The sequence below is a fragment of the Massilia sp. BKSP1R2A-1 genome, from assembly GCF_050586525.1.
Taxonomy (GTDB): domain Bacteria; phylum Pseudomonadota; class Gammaproteobacteria; order Burkholderiales; family Burkholderiaceae_D; genus Telluria.
This window is the reverse complement of record NZ_JBOBRE010000015.1, coordinates 40,178-61,728: the sequence shown is the minus strand read 5'-3', so window position 1 is coordinate 61,728 and position 21,551 is coordinate 40,178. Positions and strand designations below refer to the sequence as shown.

Genomic DNA, 21,551 nt, shown 5'->3' with positions numbered 1-21,551 from the left:
TGGCTTTTTTTTGTTGCCGCCCGCACCGTTCGCACCGCGTATCGTGCAGTTCGTCGCGCATGCCTCGCACGCGTGCATACGCGGCGCTATGCTGTCCTCACCGACTCACCGAACGGAGACGCAGGATGAAGAAAGCATGGCTGTTCATTGGCGCGCTATTGGTATCCGCCCTTGTCCCGGCGCAGGAAGCCGACCCTTACGCGAAATCGCGCGCCATCATCGAAGACCTGTCCCGCATCGTGGCGCCAACCGGGGTGCAGGATTCGTACAAGACGAAGATCGGCGGCGTCGAGCAGTGGCTGAACGTGCGCGGCCAGGACCGCGACAACCCCATGATCCTGTTCGTGCACGGCGGCCCGGCCGCTCCCGTGACGCCGACCGTGTGGCAGTTCCAGCGCCCGATCGAGGAATACTTCACGGTGGCGAACTGGGACCAGCGGGCATCCGGCAAGAGCTATGGCGAGACCGATCCGAATCTGGTGGCGGACACGATCCGCATCGAACGCTACGTCAAGGATGCGATCGAGGTGGCCGAGCACCTGAAGACGCGCTACGGCAAGCGCAAGCTGATCCTGATGGGACACAGCTGGGGCACGGTGGTCGGCATGCAGGCCGCGCTGGAGCGTCCCGACCTGTTTTACGCCTATGTCGGCATCGGCCAGGTGCTGAACGTGCGCGAGAACGAGCGCATCAGCTTCGACTACGCCTTCGAACGGGCGAAACGCGAGAACAATGCGCAGGCAGTCAAGGAGATGGCCGCCATCGCCCCCTACCCGGGCGACCAGCCCATCACCCGCGAGCGCATCATCATCGCGCGCAAGTGGCCGCAGCATTACGGCGGCTTGAGCGCCTTCCGCAGCGAGTCCGGCTACTACTTCCGCGGACCGTTGCTCTCGCCGGAGTACACGCCGCAGCAGGTGAAGGACATCGACAAGGGCAATGTGCTGACCCTGGGCCGGGTGCTGCCGACCTTCCTGGACGTCGATTTTTCGAAAGTGGCGCGCTTCCCCATTCCGGTCGTGATGTTCCTGGGCCGGCACGACTACACGACGCCGGCGGCGCCGACGGTGGAATGGATGGACAGGGTGGACGCGCCGTATAAGCGCGTGGTCTGGTTCGAGCGCTCGGCCCACATGGCGCCGTGGGAAGAACCGGGCAAGACCTTGGTCAGCCTGCTCGAGGTGGTCAGGCCGCTGGCGAAATGAAGGTCAGGTCATCAATGCGGCCAGCTCGGCCGCGATCTGCTCGGCCAGCTGGTGGACGTGGAAGCCGTCGACGAAACCGTGGTGGGCCTGGATCGAGAAGGGAATTTCGAGGCGTCCGCCGGGCGCGTCCCTGAACTTGCCCCAGGCGAGCGAGGGAATGTCCGGATGCGCCAGCGAGGCGCTCGGGTGCTGGATGGAGGTGAAGGCCAGCCAGGGGATGCAGGTGATGAAGACCTGCTCCTTCGCTTCGCGCGGGCTCAGGCCGCGGTAGGCCGCGTTCAGCTCCGTCATGTTCGATGCCGCTTCGCGCGCCGCGATGCCGCGTGCGACGAATTCGCGCAGGTCGTCGCTCCACTCGAACAGGGCGAAGTTCAGGTCCTGGTGCTGGTTGATCACCGTGAAGGAGGGGCGCAGGCTGTCGATGCGGAAGACCTCGCCGTCCAGCAGGCGGTAGCGGAAGTTCTCGATCTTCAGCGTGGAACGCAGCACCGCGTAGAGCAGCACGTGGAAGGGCGCCAGGCCCTGTTCCCTGCACCAGGGCCGGAAGTCCGGCAACTCGAGCGGGAAGCACAGGTTGACCGCCGCGCCGTCCATGCCGTCGAACAGGGCGAAACGGTCGCGGCGCAGCGCGAACTTCTCCATCGTCTTACTGGGCCTTGTTCAGGCGGCTGTGGCGCACGCTGTACAGGAAGTAGGTCGCCACCGCCACCGCCATCCAGATGAAGAAGACGCGGAAGGTGGCCGGCGACAGGTCCTTCATGATGTACAGGCAGGCCAGCACCGACAGGCCGGGGATCACGTAGGGGCCGAAAGGCACGCGGAACTGGCCCGGCTCGCCGCGGCCCTGCTTGGCGCGGATCACCGGCACCGCGATCGAGACCACGATGAAGGCGGTCAGGGTCCCCATGCTCACCATGTCCCACAGGAAGGTCGCGTCGACCAGGCCGGCCACCGCGCCCACCACCAGGCAGACGATCACGGTATTGCTGGTCGGGGCCAGGGTGCGCTTGTTCACCTTCTGGAAGGTCTTCGGGATCAGGCCATCGCGGCTGATCGCGTACAGGATACGGGTCTGGCCGTAGATCGTCACCAGGGTCACCGAGAACACCGAGACCACGGCGCCGGCCGACAGCACCAGCGCCGGCCAGGCCTGGCCGGTCACGTTCTGCAGGATCACCGACAGGCCGGCCTGCTGGCCCGCGAACATGTGCGAAGGCTGGGCGCCCATCGCCGCCACCGCCACCAGCAGGTAGAAGACGGTCACGATCAGGAGCGCGGCCAGGATGCCGATCGGGACGTTGCGGCGCGGGTTGTTGGTCTCTTCGCCGGCGGTGGCGATGGTGTCCAGGCCGATAAAGGAGAAGAACACGGTGCCGGCGGCGGCGGTCACGCCGGCCATGCCGACGTAACCGCTGTCCGCGTCAGGATTGAAGAAGGGGGTGAAGTTGGCGGTGTCGAAACCGGTGAAAGCGATCACCGCGAAGAAGATCAGGATGGCCAGCTTGACCAGCACCATGATGGCATTGGTGGTGGCCGATTCCTTGGTGCCGCGCACCAGCAGCAGGCAGCACATCGCCACCAGGATCACCGGGGGCAGGTTGAAGTTACCGGGCGTGAAATGGACGTTGTGGTGGTCGGACACGAACATCGGCGAACGCAGGTGGGCCGGGATCTCCCAGCCGAAGGCATTCATCAGGAAGTTGTTCAGGTAGTCGGACCAGCCGATCGCCACAGCGCTCCCCGCGAGCCCGTATTCGAGCAGCAGGCAGGCCGCGACGATGAAGGCGGCGAACTCGCCCACGGTGGCGTAGGCGAAGGAGTAGGAGGAGCCGGCGGCCGGCACCCGGCCCGCCAGTTCGGCGTAGCACAGCGCGGTCAGGCCGGCGGTGAGGGCGGCCAGCAGGAAGGAGAGAATGACGGCCGGACCGGCCTTCGGCACCGCTTCGACCATGGTGAAGAAGATGCCGGTGCCGATGGTGGCGCCGACGCCGATCATGGTCAGCGGGAACAGGCCGAGCGAGCGTTGCAGGCCACCGCCTTCCGCGCCGTCGCCGTCATGGTGACGGTCAGCTGTTTTGGTGCGGATCAGCTTTTGGCCCAGGGTCAGATTCACGGCAAGTCCTTTGGTGGCGCGGTTGGCAGGCTCGGCGGCGTTAATCATCCGCCAATCAAAACCTGCGATTATAGGGGCTGTTGAGTCTGTGCCGAAAAATAGTTTGCTTAAACATGCATTTGCCGAGCATCTTTGATAGAATGGCTGCGCCCGCACGAACCCCAGCCCGTCCGGACCATTTTTTCGGCTCTAAACATGCATATATAATGCATCAATAAGGACAACATCATCATGATCTCGACCGCTTCCCGCCCCTATATCGACGCTTCCGTTCCCGTGCTGCGCGAGCATGGCCTGGCCATCACCACCACCTTCTACGCCAGCATGTTCGCCGCCCACCCGGAGCTGAAGAACCTGTTCAATATGGGCAACCAGGTCAGCGGCGTCCAGCAGCAGTCGCTGGCTTCGGCCGTCTTCGCCTATGCGGCGAACATCGGCAACGCCGCCGCGCTGGGACCGGTCGTGAGCCGCATCGTGCACAAGCACGCTTCGGTGGGCATCCGCGCCGATCACTACCCCATTGTCGGCCACCACCTGCTCGGCGCGATCAAGACCGTGCTGGGCGATGCCGCCACCGAGCCGCTGCTCAAGGCCTGGGAAGAAGCCTATACCTCGCTGGCGCGCCTCCTGATCGATGCGGAAGCGAAGATGTACGAGGAAGCCGGCGTGCAGCCGGGCGAGACCCGCCCGATGCGCGTGCTGGACGTGGTGCGCGAGAGCGAGAACGTGATCGCGATCCGCCTCCAGCCCGAAGGAGGCGCCCTGCCTCCCTTCCAGGCCGGCCAGTACGTGAGCGTGGCGGTGGACTTCCCCGACGGCCATCGCCAGCTGCGCCAGTACAGCCTGTCGGACGCGCCGGGCAAGGATGCGATGCGCATCTCGGTCAAGCGCGAGGATGGCGGCGCGCACCCGGCGGGCGAGGTCTCGACCTGGCTGCACGCCAACGTCAAGGCGGGCGACGTGCTGCAGGTGAGCCACCCCTTCGGCGACTTCCTGCCGGATACCGAGTCGAACGAGCCGGTGGTGCTGCTGTCGGCCGGCATCGGCATCACGCCGATGATCGCGGCCCTGAACCGCATCGCAGCGGTAGCCCCGGAACGGCGCGTGATCTTCGCCCATGCGGCGCGCGATAGCGCCCACCACGCGCACCAGCTTGATGTGGCGGCCGCGCAGGCACGCATGCCGCACCTGCACGTCGTGACCTTCCACGAGGAAGGCGAGGCGCCGAACGTCCTGAAAGGGAAGATGGAACTGGCGCGCCTGCCCTCCTGGCCGCGCGGCGAGACCGACGTCTATCTGTGCGGCCCCCTGCCCTTCATGCAGGCGCAGTGGAACTCCCTGCTGGCGGCCGGCGCCCCGGCGGCCAGGCTGCACCGCGAAGTCTTCGGTCCGGACCTGCTGGACAACCTGCTGTAAGTCCACGCTTCGGCGCCGGCCGAAGCATCGCGGCCGGCAAGCGCATACAGTCTCGCCATGCTTGAACTGGCGAGACCCGCATGGAACTGATCCACTACCTCAACGAACACTTCCTCACCCGCGCGCAGCTGCTGGCAGGCTCCGCGATCGGCAGCGATCAGCTACAGCAGTGGCAGGAGCCTGCGCCCGCTCGGCAGCGAACGCGAGGCCTTTGCCGTCTTCGCCCGGCGCTACCGCGCCCGACTCGACCAGCTTGCGGCCTCGGGCCTCGGCTGTCCGGACCCGCTGGCGACGGACGCGCATCTCGCCGCCGAATGGGCGGCTTTCCTCGATGGCACGTATGGACTATGCACCGTGTCTGGCCTGCCGGAAGACATCGCGGCCAAGGAGCTGGCGATCGCGCTGATCCGGGAAGCGGACGGCCGCGCACGGCTGCGCCGCTGCGTCGACCTGCTGGACAGCGTCAGCAGTCCCTTCGCCCCACATGAGGTGGCGCGCAGCTCGCGCTACCGCTACGTGGACGAGATGCGCCGGGTGCACGGCCTGTAGGTCAGTCCAGCAGCTGCACGCCCTTGCCGGTGATGCTGCTCCGGGCCGGCTGGCCGTACACGCGGATGCCGCCCGAGCCGCCGCCATGGGCGACCAGCGACTGCTTCATGGTCGCGCGGATGCCGCCCGAACCGGACGAGGCCAGGTCGGCCTCCTGGGTCGACAGCGCGGCCAGGTCGACGCTGCCCGAGCCGGAGACGCGCGCATTCAGCGAACGCACGCGGCCGGCCGCCTGCAGCACACCCGAGCCGGACACCTGCACGCGCGCATAGTCGCCCTGCACGTCGCCGACATTCATGCGGCCGGAGCCGCTGACGCTCAGGTCCGCACTGGCGCTGTGCAGCTCGCCCGCATCGAGGGTGCCGGAACCGCTCACCCGCGCGTTCAGGCTCTCGACCTTCCCGGCCAGGCGGATCTGCCCCGAACCGCTCTTGTGCACGTCCAGGGGCGCGCCCGCGAGCTCGCTCACCACGACCTTGCCGGCGCCGCCGGCGCGCACTTCCGACAGGCGCGGTGTCGTATAGACGATGCGCATCGGGGTCTTGCTGCGCAGGAGGCGGTCGCCCGTGATCAGGAGCGTGTTGCCGCGCGCCTCGGTGCGGATATAGGGCAGCAGGTTGCTGTCGGCTTCCACCACCAGCGAGGGCGCCGGGCCGACACGCACCTCGACCAGCATCGCGCCGCCGATCTCCAGCCTGCCATGCGCGCCCACCGAGCGCTCGTCGCGCGCCGCCACGCCGTTGCCTTCCACGACATCGTTGCTGAAGGCCGAACGCATATGCACGTCGCCATTGTCCGGCACGACGATGATCGCGCAGCCACCCAGGGTGGCGAGGGCGGCGGCGGTAGCGAGGGCAAGGAGCGTGCGCATGGAGGTATCCTTTGGTTGGTGATCAAGTGACATCACTGTAATCACCACGCCGACCCCCCGCCCCCGGTCTGCGACAGGCTGCAGAAAAAGGTGGATGAGCTGCTGCAGGGCGGAAGGAACGATCAGCGTTGCCCGAGCCGCGTGCTGCCGAACAGCTCCTTGTACTCGCGCGGCTGCGAGCGCCAGTACTGCGGCGGGGCGAATGCCTGGTCGCCCAGTTCGGCCGCCGCATGCCAGGGCCAGCGCGGATCGTAGAGCATGGCGCGCGCCAGCGCCACCACGTCGGCCTGGCCCTGCTGCAGGATGTCCTCGGCCTGCCGCGGCTCGGTGATCAGGCCGACACCGATGGTCGGCAAATCCGTCTCCTGTTTGATGCGTTCGGCGAAGGCGATCTGGTAGCCCGGCCCGACCGGGATCTTCTGCTGCGGCGACAGGCCGCCGCTGGAGACGTGCATGAAGTCGCAGCCGCGTGCTTTCAGTTCCCGGGCGAAGCGTACGCTCTGTTCGATCTCCCAGCCGCCCTCGACCCAGTCGGTGGCCGAGATGCGCATGCCGACCGCCATCGCCGGTGGCACGGCGGCGCGCACGGCCTCGAAGACCTCGAGCGGGAAACGCATGCGGTTTTCCAGCGCGCCTCCGTATGCGTCCTCGCGCCGGTTCGACAAGGGAGAGAGGAACTGGTGCAGCAGGTAGCCGTGGGCGCCGTGCAGCTCGATGCCGTCCAGGCCAAGGGCATGGGCGCGCCTGGCTGCCGCCACGAAACCTTCCCTGATGCGCGCCAGACCGTCCGCATCCAGCGCCAGCGGCACGGTTTCGCCTTGCGCATGCGGCACGTTTGACGGCGCCACGGTCTGCCAGCCGCGCGGCTGGCCTGGCGGAATGTTGGCCCCGCCCTCCCACGGCACCTCGCTCGAGGCCTTGCGGCCGGCGTGGGCCAGCTGGACGGCGATCCTGATGGGCGAGTGGCGGCGCATGGCGCGGATGACGGGCGCCAGCGCTTCCTGGTGGGCATCCAGCCACAGGCCGAGATCGTCAGGGGAGATGCGGCCCTCGGGCGTGACGGCGGTCGCTTCGATGATGAGCAGGCCCGCGCCGGACAGGGCGAGGTTGCCGAGATGGATCATGTGCCAGTCGGTGGGGAATCCATCGACGGCGGAATACTGGCACATCGGCGCGATGGCGATGCGGTTGGACAGTTGCAGGGGACCCAGGGTGACTGGGGCGAAAAGCTTGCTCGACATGAGGCCTCCGTTTGGAGCAAAGGCCTCAGTCTAGTGCAGCAGGGATTTCGGTGCTGCGAGCCTGAAAAAGTCAGCCGATACGAACGACCATCAGCCCCGCACGCAGGCCAACCCGCACATCCGGGTTCGGGAACACGACCAGTTCTTCGTCATGTTCAACGGCGTACACCGTGTCGCCATCGGTCGCGATCACCTCGCCCTTCTTCATCGGCGTGAAGTTCCAGGTCTCGCGTCCCACCGACATGGCAAAAGCGTCGGACAGCTTGATCACCTGGCGCGCCGTCGCGAACACGTGCGGCGCGGCCTTGGCCTCTACAGCCGGCCGGCCGCGCAGCAGACGATCCAGCGCCGCGGACGCGTCCGCGAACTGCGACAGGTCGTTCTGTCCCAGCGTGCCGACACGCCCCAGCTCCACGGTGCTGCCCGCCGCCCCATGGTGCTCGGCCGAGTAGTAGCTGTAGGTGCCCACCGACTTCGGGTTCATGATGACGGCGCCGATCGCCGCCTCCCCCAGCCAGTCGATGAGCGCCTTGCGTGGTTCGTCCGGAATGATCTCCGGCACGATCGCGAACATCGGATAGTGCGAGGGACGGATCGCCGTGTGCAGGTCGAGGTGCCAGCGCTGCGGACCCGCGCCGGCGAAGAAGTCCACCGTGGCGGCGATGAGCGCATCGGCGCGCGCCGCTTCCGCGGTTCCCGCAAGAGAACCACGGTCCGCACGGAACATGCGGTTCAGGTCCGCGTCGATGAAGCGCTTGCCCTGGGCGATCGCGTCGATGTTGCCGACGCAGAGCATCAGGTCCACCGCCAGTTCGCGCGGGGTGCGCGACAGGGCTTCGATGAGCCAGGCAAGCATTTCGATCGGTCCGGTCTCGTCGCCGTGCACGCCCACCGACACCAGCACGGCGGGGTGGGCGGCGCCGGGCGCGCCCTTCACCGTGAGGATGCCGGGCGCCGGCAGGCCGACCGCGAAGCCGGCCTCCGCGAAGCGCTGCGCGACCGCACCGAAGTCGGCTTCGGCCAGTGCGCGCACCGCTTCCGGCAGCGCAGGGTTGTCGGCTGCGCTCATGGCTTTACGCGGCCAGACGGTCCGGATTCGAACCTTCCGACAGCGCCCACACGTCCAGCATGGCCTGCTCGAGGTCCGTCGGCTGGGCGAAGCCGGTCAGGCCGCGCGCCTCGGTGACCGCCTTGACCGCCGCCTGCGCATCGCCGCCCTTGCCGGCCTGCTCGATCACCTGCAGCAGCAGGCGCTGCTGGGTGCGGCGCAGGGCCTGCATCGCGTAGTTGCGCAGCTGTTCCTGCGACTTGCTCTGGGCCGGCAGCTTCAGGCCGCGCTCGAGCATGTCGATGCCGGCCTGCTGGCGAAGCAGCATGCCGACCTGCAGGAACTGGGCCAGGCTCATCCCGCTCGGACGCTCCACCGACACTGCCGCGAACAGGAAGGTGGCCAGCGACTCGATGGTCTCGACCGCCTTCCAGGCTGCGATGAAGGAAGCCGGCAGGCCGGTGTGGCCATCGGCTTCCGAACGGGCCGGAGTCAGCGAACGCAGCTGGTCGGCCTGGCCGAACAGCGTGGACAGCTCGGCCATGCCGTCGGCGCCGGCCGGCAGCGACAGCACGCCTTCGATCACGGCGCGCAGCAGCGCACGGGTACGCGCATCGACCATCATCGAGACGTCGCGCGGCACCTTGAGCGCATCGGCGTCGAGGGCGTCGAACACCGGCGCCAGGTGCAGGGCCGACCAGGCGCGGGCCCAGGCCTTCACCACTTCCGTTTCTTCCACGCGGTGCTCGGCCGCCAGGTCGCGCAGCATCAGCGGACCGCAGCGGTTGACGGCTTCGTTGGCCAGCACGGTCGCCAGGATGGCGTTGGCCAGCGGGTGGTTCAGCGGATTGCGGGTGGCGACCAGCTGGGCCGGGAAGTAAGGACGCAGCAGCGGCTCGGCCCAGGATTCGCTGGTGAGGTCGATCGCCAGCAGGGTGCGCTTGAAGCGGTTCTTCACGTTGGCGATGACCACGGCCAGTTCCGGCGCGGTGAGACCGAGGCCGAGAGCCTTGCGGCGCTGCAGTTCGGTGTCGCTCGGCAGCTGTTCCAGCTCGCGATTGACGGCGCCCTCGCCTTCCAGGTTGGTGATCAACGCCGCGTAGCCGTCGACCACCGAGGCGGTGGCCTGGGCCTGCGCTTCGCGCGTCAGCAGGTGGGTCTGCTGCTTGTTGTCGCGCAGGACCAGGTCTTCGACGGCGCCAGTCATTTCGTTCAGGATGCGGTTGCGGTCGGCTTCAGGCAGTTCGCCGGCGTTGACTTCGGTGTCCAGCCAGATCTTGATGTTGACTTCGTGGTCCGAGCAGTCCACGCCCGCCGAGTTGTCGATCGCATCGGTGAAGATGCGGCCGCCGGCCAGGGCAAACTCGATACGGCCGGCCTGGGTCGCGCCCAGGTTGCCGCCTTCGGACACCACCTTGCAGCGCAGTTCGTTGCCGTTCACGCGGATGCGGTCGTTGGCGCGGTCCTTCACCTGGGCGTGGGTCTCGTTCGAGGACTTGATGTAGGTGCCGATGCCGCCGTTGTAGAACAGGTCGACCGGCGCCAGCAGGATGCGGTGCATCAGCTCTTCCGGCGACAGCGAGGCTTCCTTGATGTCCAGGGCGGCACGCACTTCAGGCGAGAGCTCGATCGAACGCGCGGTACGCGGGAACACGCCGCCGCCCTGCGAGATCAGGCTCTTGTCGTAGTCTTCCCACGAGGAGCGCGGCAGTGCGAACATGCGCTCGCGCTCCTTGAACGACGCTGCGACGTCCGGGGTCGGGTCCAGGAAGATGTGGCGGTGGTCAAACGCCGCCACCAGTTTCAGCTGGCGCGACAGCAGCACGCCGTTGCCGAACACGTCGCCCGACATGTCGCCCACGCCGACCATGGTCACCGGGGTGGTGCTCATGTCGTGGCCCAGTTCGTAGAAGTGGCGCTTGACCGCTTCGAAGGCGCCCTTGGCGGTGATGCCCATCTTCTTGTGGTCGTAGCCGTTCGAGCCGCCCGAGGCAAACGCATCGCCCAGCCAGAAGCCGCGCTTGACGGCGATGCTGTTGGCGATGTCGGAGAAGGTCGCGGTGCCCTTGTCGGCCGCGACGACGAGATACGGGTCGTCCTGGTCGTGGCGCACGGTGTTTTCCGGCGGGACGATGGCGCCGCGTACGCGGTTGTCGGTCACTTCCAGCAGGCTGGCGATGAATTCGCGGTAGCAGGCTTCACCCTCGGCCGCCACCACTTCGCGCGGGGCGCCGGTCGGCATCTGCTTGCAGACGAAGCCACCCTTGGAGCCGGCCGGCACGATGACGGCGTTCTTCACCATCTGGGCCTTGACCAGGCCGAGCACTTCGGTGCGGTAGTCTTCCATGCGGTCCGACCAGCGCAGGCCGCCGCGGGCGACCGGGCCGCCGCGCAGGTGCACGCCTTCGAAGCGGCGCGAGAACACGTAGATCTCGCGATACGGACGCGGTTCCGGCGCCAGCGCCAGGTTGCTGGTGTCGACCTTGAAGATGATCTTCTCGCCGCTGTTCTGGAAGTAGTTGGTGCGCACGGTGGCCAGGGCCAGGTCGACCAGGGCCGCCATGATCTCTTCGGTGTCGGCGTGGTTCACGGTCGACAGGCCGGCGCGCAGTGCGGCCAGCTTGGCGGTGCCGGCATTGCGCTCGGACTCGCCCAGCGCCGGATCGAAGCGCAGCAGGAAGCCGGCGACGAATTCCTTCACCAGGGCCGGCTGGGTGCGCAGGGTCTCGGCCATGTAGCGCACAGAGAACTTCGAGCCGAGCTGGCGCCAGTAGCTGATGTAGGCGCGCACCAGCTGCACTTCGCGCATCGACAGGCCGCCCTCGATGGTCAGGCCGTTCATGCGGCCGTCTTCGGCGTCGTTGTTGAACAGCGCGGTGAACAGCTCCTCGGCCACCGGGATGATGCCCTGCTTGACCAGCTTGGCGCCGCTCTCGTCGTCCACGGCCAGCGCGGTGACGTTGTGGATGCTGCCGTCGGCCGCCTTGATGGTCCAGGTCTGCTCGCGGTCGACCGCGATGCCGGCGTTCTGCAGGGCCGGCAGGATGCGCGACAGCGAAGGCACGACTTCGCCCGAATACATGCGGATCGAGGCGTCGATGCCGTTGGCGTCGTCGCCCGGCTCCACGCGCACGGTGACGCGCTCGGACTTGCCGTTCTTGAGCAGGGCCTGCAGGTCGCGGAAGGCGGTTTCCGGCGCGGTGTTGGTCACAAAACTGACCGGCAGGTTGGCGCCGAGCTTGCGCAGGCTGCTGCGCACGCCGTGGTCTTCGATGCCGTTGGTGGCGGTGGCGAAACGGTCATGCCAGCCGTCCAGCACCGACAGCAGCGGCTGCTGGATGTCGGTTTCCAGGTCCAGCGGGTAGCGGGCGGCTTGGGCGATCAGGTAGACGCGGGCCAGCGGGCCGTCGGCCACCAGGGTCTGGACGCGCACGTCGCGGGCGCCCGAGCTGTCCTTCAGGGCCGAGGCCAGGCTGGCTGCCACGGCGGCGCTGTAGCGCTCGCGCGGCAGGTAGACCAGCACGTTCAGGTGGCGCGCATACACGTCGCGGCGTGCGAAGACTTTCGGACGCGGCTGCTTGTAGAGCGACACGACCGAGGAGCACACCTGGGCCAGCCACTCCGGATCGGCTTCCAGCGCTTCGGTGCGCGGCAGCGACTCGAGGATCTCGACGAATTTCTCGGCGCGGAAGCCTTCCTGGCGCACGCCGGCGATCGACAGCACCTTGGCGACGCGGCCGCGTGCGAAGGGCAGGCGCGCCAGCGGGGTGGCGGTGGCGGCGCGGGTGAACAGGCCGACGAAGCAGTGCTCGCCCAGGATCTTGCCCTGGGCGTCGGTGTCGCGCACGCCGATGAAGTCGAGCGGCTGGTCGCGGTGCAGGGTGCCCTCGACGTCGGCCTTGACGATCGACAGGGTGTCGGCGCGGCGCGACAGGGTTTCGAAGTCGCCCGGGATGTTGGCCAGGCAGGTGCCGTAGACCGGGTGGGCGGTGTCGGCCAGCACGCCGATGCGGCTCGGGATGTCGCGTTCGAGTTCACGCACGCCTTCCTTCACCATGTAGTAGGCGTAGCCGAAGGGCTCGAAGCCTTCGTTCTTGGCCCACTCGAGGAAGGCGGCCACTTCCTGGCCTTCGGCGCTGCCGGCATTCGCGGCTGCCGCGGCGACGGCGGTCATGCGGTCGGCCATCTTGACGGCGTCGCGCTTCACGACGGCGGCGTCGCTGGCGACCATGCGGATGCGCGCGGTCAGGGCGTCCAGCTCGGAGAATTCGAGTTCGTCGCTCATCAGGATCAGCACGATCGATTCCAGCGGGGCGCCGGCTTCGCCGACCGAGACGGCGGTGCCGCCCGCGTCGCGGCGCACCGGCAGCACGGCGTTCATCACGCCGGCGGCGCTCTGGCGCTCCTTGCGCAGGGCCATGACGAAGGAATCGACCAGGTATGGCATGTCTTCATTCAGGATCAGCAGGGCGGTGGCCATGCCGCCGCGGGCGTCGGTGTAGCGCATCTGCGCGATCTGGCAGCCGGGCGCGGTGCGCTGGGCCAGCTGCGAGAAACCTTCCCACAGCACCGGCGCCAGGCTGGCGGGCGCGGTGCCGGCCAGGTCCTCGTCGTCGAGGGAACCGAGCCAGGCGCTGATCAGGGCGCCGACCTGCCCGGAGGCGGCGGCGTTGTTTGCGTTGACCAGGTTAAGCGTCTGGTTGCGCAAATCTTGAGACATGTCGTTCATGTTGCTTCTCCAAAGTTTGGTGCGAGGGGGCGTTCTGGCTTGTGGCTTCGCGCCGCCCCTGCTTATATGGACGGGGTTGTCCCGTCCGAATTCCGTGTTGCGCCAGCCTGGCGCGTCAATCCGGTATTAGAACATGCCGCAACGGCCCGGTCACCCGTGTTCCGTGCGGCGCTGAAAGTGTCACGAAAGGTCGTACAGGCCGGGCAAGCCGAGGATCCGCTCCAGCTCCTCGAGTGCGGCCGCGCATTCGATCGCCAGCTGCGGGTCGGCCAGGTCCTTCGGCTCGATGCGGTCGCGGTAGTGCTTCTCGACCCAGGCCACCAGGCGCGCATACAGCTCCTCGGTCATGATCACGCCGCCGTGCATGGCCGCCGCTTCCTCGTCGGTGAGCGCCACGCGCAGGCGCAGGCAGGCAGGACCGCCGCCGTTGCGCATGCTCTGGCGCAGGTCGAACTCGATCAGCTCGTCGATCGGGCCGCCGCTGGCCACCAGGCCGGCCAGGTAGCGCGCCACGGCCGCGTTCTCGCGGCACTCGTGCGGCACCACCAGGGCCATGCGGCCGTCCGGCTTGCTGAGCAGCTGGCTGTTGAACAGGTAGCTCGCCACGGCATCGGCCACCGGCACCTCGCCGCTGGCCACGCGCACCGGCACCAGGTCGGTGTCGACGGCGCCCATGGCGCGGCGCAGGGCGTCGAGGGTCGCGGCTTCGTCGAAGAAGGCCTGGTCGTGGTAGAACAGCACATTGCCGTTGCCGACCGCGATCACGTCGTTGTGGAACACGCCCTGGTCGATCACGTCCGGGTTCTGCGATGCGAACACGGTGCGGGCGGGGTCCAGGCCGTGCAGGCGGGCCACGGCCGCTGATGCTTCCAGGGTCTGGCGCGCCGGGTATTTCTTCGGGCTTGGGGCGGACGGGTCGAATTCCACGCGGCCGTAGACGAAGAACTCGACGCCCGCCGCGCCGTGGGAGGCGGCGAAGCGGGTGTGGTTGGCCGCGCCCTCGTCGCCGAAGGCCGGGACCGGCGGCAGCGCGTCGTGCACCACGAAGCGGCTGCTGTCGCCGAAGATGGCGCGCAGGGTGCGGGTCGCCTGCACGTGCTCTTCCGAGCGGTGCAGCTTGTTGTTCAGGTTCGCGGCCGTGAAGTGCACGCGGCCGTCCTGCGAATCGGCCGAGGGGCTGACGGTGGCCGCATTGGCGGTCCACATCGGCGCGGCCGAGTAGGCGCAGGCCAGGATCACCGGCGCCTCGCGCCAGGCGCGCGCCAGCACGTCGGCGTCCGTTCCGGAAAAGCCGATGCGGCGCAGCAGGCGGAAGTTCGGGCGCGCCTGCGGCGGCATCACGGCCTGGGCGAAGCCGCGCGCGGCCAGGGCCCGCATCTTGGCCAGGCCCTGCAGGGCGGCCTGGCGCGGGTTGGAGGCGCTACGCACGTTGCTGAAGGACGCGACGTTGCCGAAGGACAGGCCGGCGTAGTTGTGGGACGGGCCAACCAGGCCGTCGAAATTGTATTCGCGAGCGGTACGCATGATTTAGAAGGTCAGGCCGGGCGACAGCTTGGCCGGCATTTCGAGTTCGGTCGTCTCGATCGAGGCGACCGGGTAGGCGCAGTAGTCCGCGGCGTAGTAGGCGCTCGGGCGGTGGTTGCCCGACTTGCCGACGCCGCCGAACGGCGCGGAGCTGGCAGCGCCCGTGGTCGGGCGGTTCCAGTTGACGATGCCGGCGCGCGCGCGCACGGCGAAGCGCTTCCACAGCTCTTCGGATGGAGAGAGCAGCGCCGCGGCCAGGCCGAATTCGGTGGCGTTGGCGGCACGCAGCGCCGCGTCGAAGTCCTTCACGCGGATCACCTGCAGCAGGGGGCCGAACCATTCCTCGTCCGGGATGCCTTGCGCGTCGGTGGTGTCGACGATGCCGGCGGTGACGAAGCCGGCGTTCGGGTCGAGCTGCTTCATTTGCAGCAGCACCTTGCCGCCTTTATCGGCCATCTCGGCCTGGGCCTGCACCAGGCGCGCGGCCACGGTGCTCGATACCACGGGGCCCATGAAGGGCTGGGGCTCGGCGTTCGAGGCGCCGACCTGCAGCTTCGATGCGACTTCCACCAGGCGCTCGAGGAAGGCTTGCGCCTGCGGCGTGTCCTGGATGATCAGGCGGCGCGCGCAGGTGCAGCGCTGGCCGGCCGAAATGAAGGCCGACATCACCGTGTGGTGGACGGCGGCGTCCACATTGTCCACGTCCCACACCACCAGCGGATTGTTGCCGCCCATTTCCAGCGCCAGCATCTTGCCCGGCTGGCCGCCGAACTGCTTGTGCAGGGCGGCGCCGGTCTGGCTGCTGCCGGTGAACAGGATGCCGTCGATGTCGCCGTTCTGGCCGAGCGCCATGCCGGTCTCGCGGCCGCCGTTGACCAGGTTCAGCACGCCCTTCGGCAGGCCGGCCTGCTCCCACAGCTGCACGGTCTTGACTGCCGTGCGCGGCGCGTACTCGCTCGGCTTGAACACCACGGTGTTCCCGGCGATCAGGGCCGGCACGATGTGGCCGTTCGGCAGGTGGCCGGGGAAGTTGTAGGGACCGTAGACAGCGAACACGCCGTGCGGGCGGTGGCGCAGCACGGCATTGCCGTCGGCGACCTTGTTGGCCGTCTCGCCGGTGCGGCTGCCGTAGGACTGGACCGAGATGTCGATCTTGTTCGCCATCGTCGTCACTTCCGTACGCGCTTCCCACAGGGGCTTGCCGACTTCCTCGGCGATGGTGGCGGCCAGTTCTTCGCTGTGCTCCTTGAGCAGGTCGCGGAAGCGGGTCGCGATCGCGATGCGCTGCTCCAGCGGCGTGAGCGCCCAGGCTTCGAAGGCGGCGCGCGCGGCGGCGACGGCGCGGCCCACGTCCTCGCCCGTGGACTCGTTGCTGGTCCAGGTCTGGCGGCCGGTGGACGGGTCGATGGTGGCCAGTTCGCGGCCGCTGCCGGCGAGCCAGGCGCCGTCGATGTAGTTCGAGAGATTAGGCATGCGCGTTCTTCCTTGTATTGAGTGACAGCGTGCGGACCTCGTCGCCCGACTGCACGTGCAGTTGCGACAGCTCCTGGGCGCTCAGTGCAATGCGGGCGGCGCCGGGCACGCCGCGGGTCAGGATCATGCGGAAATCGGCGAGGCGGGTGTTCGAGACCAGCAGGTGTTCGGTCTCCCCTTCCTCGACGCCTTCCCCGGCCACCGCCAGCACGCTGTCGCGCACCGCGCGCAGCTCGGACACGCGGCCCTGCAGCACCGGGCCGGCGTCGAAGATGTCGACGTAGCCTTCGTAGTGCATGCCCTCGTTTTCCAGGAGCTTGCGCGCCGGCTGGGTCGAGGTGTGGACCTTGCCGATCACCTCGCGCGCCGATTCCGGCAGGTAGTCCACGTACAGGGGCTGGCGCGGCATCAGTTCGGCGATGAAGGATTTCTTGCCGATCGCGGTCAGGCCGTCGACGTGGTCGAAGTCCATCTTGAAGAAGTGGCGGCCCAGGCCTTCGTAGAAGGGCGAGACGCCGTTCTCGTCCTGGTAGCCGCGCATCTCGGCGATGATCTTCTCGGTGAACAGCTGCTGGAACTGGGCGATGAAGAGGAAGCGGCTCTTCGACAGCCACTTGCCGTTGAAGCCGGCGCGATACTCCGGCAGCAGGAACAGCGAGCACAGTTCGGAGGAGCCGGTCAGGTCGTTCGACAGGTACAGGGTCTCCATCCGCGTGAACACGTTCAGTTCGCGGCTGCAGTGCACCAGGGTGCCGATGCGGTAGTTGTAGAAGGGCTCGGTGAGGCCGACCGCACCCTTGATCGCGCACACGCCGGCGATGCTCCCAGGCTCGGCTGACTGCGCGGCATGCTCGAGCACGAACATGTAGTCGCGCTGCTCGGGCGGGATGGTCTCGTTGAAGGAGGCGACCGCGGTGGCGACGCGGTCGCCCAGCATCTTGCGGTCCGGCTTGAGGGTGGTCATGCCGCTGCCGGCCTGGCGCGCCATCTCGATCAGGGCGTCCAGGTCGGCGGTTTGTACTGCACGGATAACGAGCATGTCGTCCTCTCTCAAATGCGCACGCAGGTGACGGTGTCGCCGGCGGAGACGCCGAGCGCCTGCTGGGCGTCGCGCGGCAGGCAGATCGCCTGCGCGGTCTCGACCGGCGGGCAGGCCGCGATCACGGCGCGGAAGTTCAGTTCGGTACTGGCCACCGCATACGTCACCAGCTCTTCGGTGCCCGCCGCGCGGCCGGCATTCTCGACCTGGCGCAGCTGCGAGCCGCAGAAGGAGCGCAGCGAATTCTTGTGGGCCTGCAGGATCGGGCCGCCGTCGAAGATGTCGATGTACTCGTCGGCCTCGAAGCCTTCCTGGGTCAGGAGCTTGAAGGCCAGCTGGCCGCTCGGGTGGATCTGGCCAAGCACGGCCTGGGCGTCTTCCGGCAGCAGCGGCACGTAGACCGGATAGTGCGGCATCAGCTCGACGATCAGGGTGCGGTTGCGGGCGCCGTCGATGACGCGCTCGGCTTCGAGGAAGTCCATCTTGAAGAACTTGCGGCCCAGCGCATTCCAGAAGGCCGACTGGCCGTTGGCGTCGGTCACGCCGGCCAGCGGCACGAAGAAGCGGTCGCCGAAGCGGTGCGGCGCCAGCATCGCGTACAGCAGGCGCGCGCGCGACAGCAGCGCCGCTTCCTGGCCCGCTGTCTCGCGGTGGCGGATGTAGAAGCCCGACAGGTGCGAGCAGGCCGTGAGCTCCGAGCACAGGGTCAGCGCATGCACGCTGTGGCTGATGTTCAGGTCGCGCGAGACCTGCTGGATCACGTCGTTGCGGAAGGCGAAATAGGTGCCGTTGGAACCGGCCGAGGCGTGGATGGCGGCGGTGCCGACCACCTCGCGCGAGTGCAGGTCTTCCAGCACGAACTGGTAGGACTCTTCGCTGGGAATGTCGACGTGGGCGGCGAAGGAAGCGATCGAACGCTCGACCGCCGCGACGATGGCTTCGCGGGTGCGCGGCAGCGTGTGCAGGCCGGGAATCGACACCGCGGCCATTGCCTCGAGGGCGCCGATGTCCGCGCGATCTACCGGACGAACTACGTACATGCGAACTCCTGGTAAGGATTCTGGTCGGTCTGCTTGAACAGCGAGGCCGGCCACGCCTGTCCAGGCGGGCCGGCCACGCTCATGCCGCGATTCAGGCGGCGATGAAGGCCTCGACGGCTTCGCGCATCAGGCGGTCGGCTTCGGCGATCTGCTCGTCCGAGACGATCAGCGCCGGCGCCAGGCGCACGACATCCGGGCCGGCGATCAGCAGCATCAGGCCGAGCTTCTCGCAGGCCTTGGTGTAGTCCTTGGAGCGGCCCTTGTAGGCTTCCGCCATCGGCATGCCGATCAGCAGGCCCATGCCGCGCGCCTTGCCGAACACCTGTGGGTAGTCGCCTGCGAGCTTCTCGAGGTTGGCGAAGATCTTGCCGCTCGCTTCCTTGACGCGCGCCAGGAAGGCGGGCTGGTTGATGGTCTCGACCACGTTCAGGCCGACGGTCGCCGCCAGCGGGTTGCCGCCGTAGGTGGTGCCGTGCGAACCGACGTTGAAGTGCTGGCCGATCTCTTCCTTGGTGAGCATGGCGCCGATCGGGTAGCCGTTGCCCAGGGCCTTGGCCGAGGTCAGGATGTCCGGGGTGACGTTCATCTGCTGGTAGGCGAAGAAGGTGCCGGTGCGGCCCACGCCCGACTGCACTTCGTCGAACACCAGCACGGCGCCGGTCTGGTCGCAGATCTCGCGCAGCGCCTTCAGGTAGTCCGGGTTGCCCGGGATGACGCCGCCCTCGCCCTGGATCGGCTCGACGATCACGGCGGCGACATCGTCGGTGATCGCGGCGCGCGCGGCCTCGATGTCGTTGTAGGGGATGTGGCTCAGTTCCTGCGGCAGCGGCTCGAAGCCTTCGGTGTACTTCGGCTGGCCGCCCACCGAGACGGTGAACAGGGTGCGGCCGTGGAAGGACGACAGGCAGGACACGATGCGCGACTTGTGCGGGCCGAACTTGGTGTGCGCATATTTACGCGCCAGCTTCAGGGCCGCTTCGTTGGCTTCGGCGCCCGAGTTGCAGAAGAAGGCGCGGTCGGCAAACGTCGCTTCGGTCAGTGCCAGGCCCAGGCGCAGCACCGGCTCGTTGGTGTAGCCGTTGCCGAGGTGCCAGAGGGTGTTGATCTGCTTGGTAACCGCGTCGACCAGCACCGGGTTGCAGTGGCCCAGGCTCGAGACCGCGATGCCCGAGGTGAAGTCCAGGTAACGCTTGCCTTCCTGGTCCCACACGTCCAGGCCGGCCGCGCGCACCGGCACCATGGCGGCCGGGGCGTAGGTCGGGACGAGGACTTCGTCGAAGGTCTGCCGAGTGACAGGCCGCGTGGTGACACCCGAATCAAGCTTTGCGTTCATGGCTTCTTCCTCATCAATTCAAGAAGGTTGTGCGCAGACCAAACGTCGCGCAGGATCGAGCCATTATAGGAAGGCCACCTGACAAGTTCTTGCAGAAGTGCGACAGGCTTTTTCGTTTTTGGCCGGGAAATATGATGGGATTGGCTACTGGGCCAGCTTGCGCTGCCGCTCTTCCCGAGGTGTATTGCCGAACAGCGCCCCGAAAGCCGTCGAAAAATGCGAGCCGGACGAGAAGCCGCACATCAGCCCCACCTGCACGATCGAATGGTTGGTGTCGATCAGCAGTTTACGCGCCCTTTGCAGGCGCAGCTCGAGGTAGTAGCGCGACGGCAGGCTGCCGAGATATTGCTTGAACAGGCGTTCCAGCTGGCGCCGCGAGATGCCGGCCAGCTGGGCGATCTCGTCGGTCGAGAGCGGCTCCTCGATATTCGCTTCCATCAGCGCCACCGCCTCGGTCAGCTTGGGCTGCAGGGTGCCGAAGCGCGCCTGCAGGGCCACGCGCTGGCGCTCGTCCTTGCCGCGCACCCTGTCGATGCACAGGATTTCCTTCACCTGGGCCTGCACGCCGGCGCCGAACAGCATCTCGACCAGGGTCAGGGCGAAGTCGATGCTGGCGCCGCCGCCGCAACAGGTCAGGCGGTTGCCGTCGAACTCGTAGAGATTGGGCGTGAACAGGGCCTGTTCCGCCAGCGCATTGGTATCGGGATAGAGGGCCCAGGGCAGCGCCGTGCGGATGCCGTGCAGGGCGCCGGCGTCGGCCAGCCACAGCACGCCCGCGCCCACGCCGCCCCAGAAGGGCGCGGCGCGGCAGCGCTCGACCAGGGCGCGGCAGTTGGCGGGTTTTAACGCGGCTTCGGCCTCGTCGGCCACCAGCAGCACCAGGTGCCAGTGGCGCTGGCTGTCGGCGGCAAATTTGTCGGGGCTGCGCACGTCCACGTGCAGCAGCTCGGGGCCCAGCAGCTTGGCCGCCAGGCGCAGCGGCTGCACCAGGCCCGACCAGCTCAGGGTGTCCGGTTCGCCCGCATTGACCAGCAGCACGCGCAGCGGACGCTCCCGTGCCAGGACGGACAGGTCAGCGGGCTGCATGGCAGGGGGTGGACGGCGGGATAGGCATCGGCCGTAATGATACCGGATCGTGGCGCAGCCCATGCGAGCGGCCGCGGCCGCTCCGGTCCGTGCGCTGCGCCGGAGGAAAGTCCCGGCGTGCGGCTATAATCCTGCCCCATGGGGGAACGATATCTAAAGAGTGTCCGGCTGCTGGCCGAGTGCATGCAGGGCTTCGAGCGTTTTTCCGGCGAGTCGGTGCGCCAGCATGGCCTGACGCACGCGCAGTTCGATATCATTGCGACGCTGGGCAATACGCCCGGCATGAGCTACAAGGAACTCGGCGAGCGCACCCTGATCACCAAGGGCACGCTCACCGGCGTGATCGAGCGGCTGGAACAGAAAGGCCTGGTGCTGCGCGAACGCAGCAGCGAGGACAAGCGCTCCTTCTTCGTGCGCCTCACACCCGCCGGCGAAGGGGTATTCTGCGAGGTGTTCCCGCAGGTCGTGGCGCACGGCAAGCAGCTGTTCGCCGGCTATAGCGAGGCCGAATTCGACGCCCTGGACAGCGCCCTGCGCCTGCTGCGCGAGCGCATCGCGCTGGGCGGCATGCGCCCGTCTTCACCAACTACAAAGGAAGCGCCTTGAAAACATCCCTGATCGAAGGCAAGAAGCCTGCCCATTTCGACAAACACATCATCGGTAACCTGCTGCTCGACGTGGCGCCGCTCGACGAAGTCAAGGAAGAGCCGATGCTCATCGGCGTACGCAACGAAGCGGGCGAGATCTACCGCCTCATCGGCGCAACCAAACTCAACAGCTTCATGAACGCCGTCGAGGAACTGGCCGACCTGGGCCTGGAAGACGAGCTCGAAAATACCGAGGAACAGAAGGAAGGCTGCGACGCCATTTTTGGCGAGCCGTGA

Annotated in this window: 17 protein-coding genes; 5 read left to right on the top strand and 12 right to left on the bottom strand. The window is 67.6% G+C overall.

The genetic code is table 11. From position 1 onward, the window contains the following. Positions 1 to 125 precede the first annotated feature (125 nt). The gene (locus ACQ7JA_RS20495) at positions 126 to 1,205 is read left to right on the top strand and encodes an alpha/beta fold hydrolase (RefSeq protein ID WP_430901143.1); all 1,080 of its coding nucleotides are present in this window, start codon (positions 126 to 128) and stop codon (positions 1,203 to 1,205) included. A 3-nt stretch (positions 1,206 to 1,208) separates the two neighbouring features. Here ACQ7JA_RS20495 and ACQ7JA_RS20490 read toward each other — a convergent pair whose 3' ends face one another. Together ACQ7JA_RS20490 and ACQ7JA_RS20485 are read right to left on the bottom strand one after the other, a co-directional pair. Continuing rightward, on the bottom strand, positions 1,209 to 1,847 hold the full coding sequence (locus ACQ7JA_RS20490) for a CatA-like O-acetyltransferase (RefSeq protein ID WP_430901141.1): 639 nt from the start codon (positions 1,845 to 1,847) through the stop codon (positions 1,209 to 1,211). A 4-nt stretch (positions 1,848 to 1,851) separates the two neighbouring features. After that, complete coding sequence (locus ACQ7JA_RS20485) at positions 1,852 to 3,318, bottom strand: APC family permease (protein ID WP_430901139.1); 1,467 nt, start codon at positions 3,316 to 3,318, stop codon at positions 1,852 to 1,854. Between the two features lie 231 nt (positions 3,319 to 3,549). Between ACQ7JA_RS20485 and ACQ7JA_RS20480 the strand changes: the two genes are divergently transcribed. Together ACQ7JA_RS20480 and ACQ7JA_RS20475 are read left to right on the top strand one after the other, a co-directional pair. Further along, complete coding sequence (locus tag ACQ7JA_RS20480) at positions 3,550 to 4,734, top strand: globin domain-containing protein (protein WP_430901137.1); 1,185 nt, start codon at positions 3,550 to 3,552, stop codon at positions 4,732 to 4,734. 156 nt (positions 4,735 to 4,890) lie between these two features. Beyond that, a complete protein-coding gene (locus tag ACQ7JA_RS20475) occupies positions 4,891 to 5,283 on the top strand; it encodes a DUF6058 family natural product biosynthesis protein (RefSeq protein WP_430901299.1) in 393 nt (130 codons plus the stop codon). Between the two features lies 1 nt (position 5,284). Here the strand turns inward: ACQ7JA_RS20475 and ACQ7JA_RS20470 are convergent, their stop codons facing one another. From ACQ7JA_RS20470 to ACQ7JA_RS20425, 10 genes are all read right to left on the bottom strand, one after another. Beyond that, entirely contained in the window at positions 5,285 to 6,154 is an 870-nt protein-coding gene (locus ACQ7JA_RS20470; RefSeq protein WP_430901135.1) for a head GIN domain-containing protein, read from the bottom strand. A gap of 122 nt (positions 6,155 to 6,276) precedes the next feature. Next, positions 6,277 to 7,395: an NADH:flavin oxidoreductase/NADH oxidase gene (locus tag ACQ7JA_RS20465; RefSeq protein ID WP_430901133.1), complete on the bottom strand. Its 1,119-nt coding sequence runs from the start codon at positions 7,393 to 7,395 to the stop codon at positions 6,277 to 6,279. Between the two features lie 70 nt (positions 7,396 to 7,465). Next, positions 7,466 to 8,464, bottom strand: a complete 999-nt coding sequence (locus ACQ7JA_RS20460; protein ID WP_430901131.1) for a succinylglutamate desuccinylase — start codon at positions 8,462 to 8,464, stop codon at positions 7,466 to 7,468. Between the two features lie 4 nt (positions 8,465 to 8,468). Continuing rightward, on the bottom strand, positions 8,469 to 13,172 hold the full coding sequence (locus ACQ7JA_RS20455) for an NAD-glutamate dehydrogenase domain-containing protein (RefSeq protein ID WP_430901129.1): 4,704 nt from the start codon (positions 13,170 to 13,172) through the stop codon (positions 8,469 to 8,471). Between the two features lie 180 nt (positions 13,173 to 13,352). Next, positions 13,353 to 14,696, bottom strand: coding sequence for an N-succinylarginine dihydrolase (gene astB, locus ACQ7JA_RS20450; protein ID WP_430901127.1), 1,344 nt, complete (start codon positions 14,694 to 14,696; stop codon positions 13,353 to 13,355). Between the two features lie 3 nt (positions 14,697 to 14,699). Continuing rightward, positions 14,700 to 16,169 (bottom strand): succinylglutamate-semialdehyde dehydrogenase, encoded by a 1,470-nt coding sequence (gene astD / locus ACQ7JA_RS20445; RefSeq protein ID WP_430901125.1) that lies wholly within the window; start codon positions 16,167 to 16,169, stop codon positions 14,700 to 14,702. Continuing rightward, on the bottom strand, positions 16,162 to 17,208 hold the full coding sequence (gene astA, locus ACQ7JA_RS20440) for an arginine N-succinyltransferase (protein WP_430901123.1): 1,047 nt from the start codon (positions 17,206 to 17,208) through the stop codon (positions 16,162 to 16,164). Before astA ends, astD begins: the two co-directional genes overlap by 8 nt. 11 nt (positions 17,209 to 17,219) lie before the next feature. Then, complete coding sequence (locus tag ACQ7JA_RS20435; RefSeq protein WP_430901121.1) at positions 17,220 to 18,248, bottom strand: arginine N-succinyltransferase; 1,029 nt, start codon at positions 18,246 to 18,248, stop codon at positions 17,220 to 17,222. Positions 18,249 to 18,339: 91 nt separating this feature from the next. Further along, entirely contained in the window at positions 18,340 to 19,581 is a 1,242-nt protein-coding gene (locus ACQ7JA_RS20430; protein ID WP_430901119.1) for an acetylornithine/succinyldiaminopimelate transaminase, read from the bottom strand. A gap of 144 nt (positions 19,582 to 19,725) precedes the next feature. Beyond that, entirely contained in the window at positions 19,726 to 20,667 is a 942-nt protein-coding gene (locus ACQ7JA_RS20425; protein ID WP_430901117.1) for a GlxA family transcriptional regulator, read from the bottom strand. Between the two features lie 138 nt (positions 20,668 to 20,805). On the opposite strand from ACQ7JA_RS20425, the gene ACQ7JA_RS20420 reads away from it, so the two are divergent. Next, entirely contained in the window at positions 20,806 to 21,273 is a 468-nt protein-coding gene (locus tag ACQ7JA_RS20420) for a MarR family winged helix-turn-helix transcriptional regulator (RefSeq protein WP_430901115.1), read from the top strand. Beyond that, complete coding sequence (locus tag ACQ7JA_RS20415) at positions 21,270 to 21,551, top strand: hypothetical protein (protein ID WP_430901113.1); 282 nt, start codon at positions 21,270 to 21,272, stop codon at positions 21,549 to 21,551. The genes ACQ7JA_RS20420 and ACQ7JA_RS20415 overlap by 4 nt, the downstream gene beginning before the upstream one ends.

Coding starts and splice junctions, on each gene's coding strand:
- ACQ7JA_RS20495 (WP_430901143.1), top strand. CDS start 126: ATGAAGAAAGCATGGCTGTTCATTGGCGCGCTATTGGTATCCGCCCTT.
- ACQ7JA_RS20490 (WP_430901141.1), bottom strand. CDS start 1,847: ATGGAGAAGTTCGCGCTGCGCCGCGACCGTTTCGCCCTGTTCGACGGC.
- ACQ7JA_RS20480 (WP_430901137.1), top strand. CDS start 3,550: ATGATCTCGACCGCTTCCCGCCCCTATATCGACGCTTCCGTTCCCGTG.
- ACQ7JA_RS20470 (WP_430901135.1), bottom strand. CDS start 6,154: ATGCGCACGCTCCTTGCCCTCGCTACCGCCGCCGCCCTCGCCACCCTG.
- ACQ7JA_RS20465 (WP_430901133.1), bottom strand. CDS start 7,395: ATGTCGAGCAAGCTTTTCGCCCCAGTCACCCTGGGTCCCCTGCAACTG.
- ACQ7JA_RS20460 (WP_430901131.1), bottom strand. CDS start 8,464: ATGAGCGCAGCCGACAACCCTGCGCTGCCGGAAGCGGTGCGCGCACTG.
- ACQ7JA_RS20455 (WP_430901129.1), bottom strand. CDS start 13,172: ATGAACGACATGTCTCAAGATTTGCGCAACCAGACGCTTAACCTGGTC.
- astB (WP_430901127.1), bottom strand. CDS start 14,696: ATGCGTACCGCTCGCGAATACAATTTCGACGGCCTGGTTGGCCCGTCC.
- astD (WP_430901125.1), bottom strand. CDS start 16,169: ATGCCTAATCTCTCGAACTACATCGACGGCGCCTGGCTCGCCGGCAGC.
- astA (WP_430901123.1), bottom strand. CDS start 17,208: ATGCTCGTTATCCGTGCAGTACAAACCGCCGACCTGGACGCCCTGATC.
- ACQ7JA_RS20435 (WP_430901121.1), bottom strand. CDS start 18,248: ATGTACGTAGTTCGTCCGGTAGATCGCGCGGACATCGGCGCCCTCGAG.
- ACQ7JA_RS20430 (WP_430901119.1), bottom strand. CDS start 19,581: ATGAACGCAAAGCTTGATTCGGGTGTCACCACGCGGCCTGTCACTCGG.
- ACQ7JA_RS20425 (WP_430901117.1), bottom strand. CDS start 20,667: ATGCAGCCCGCTGACCTGTCCGTCCTGGCACGGGAGCGTCCGCTGCGC.
- ACQ7JA_RS20420 (WP_430901115.1), top strand. CDS start 20,806: ATGGGGGAACGATATCTAAAGAGTGTCCGGCTGCTGGCCGAGTGCATG.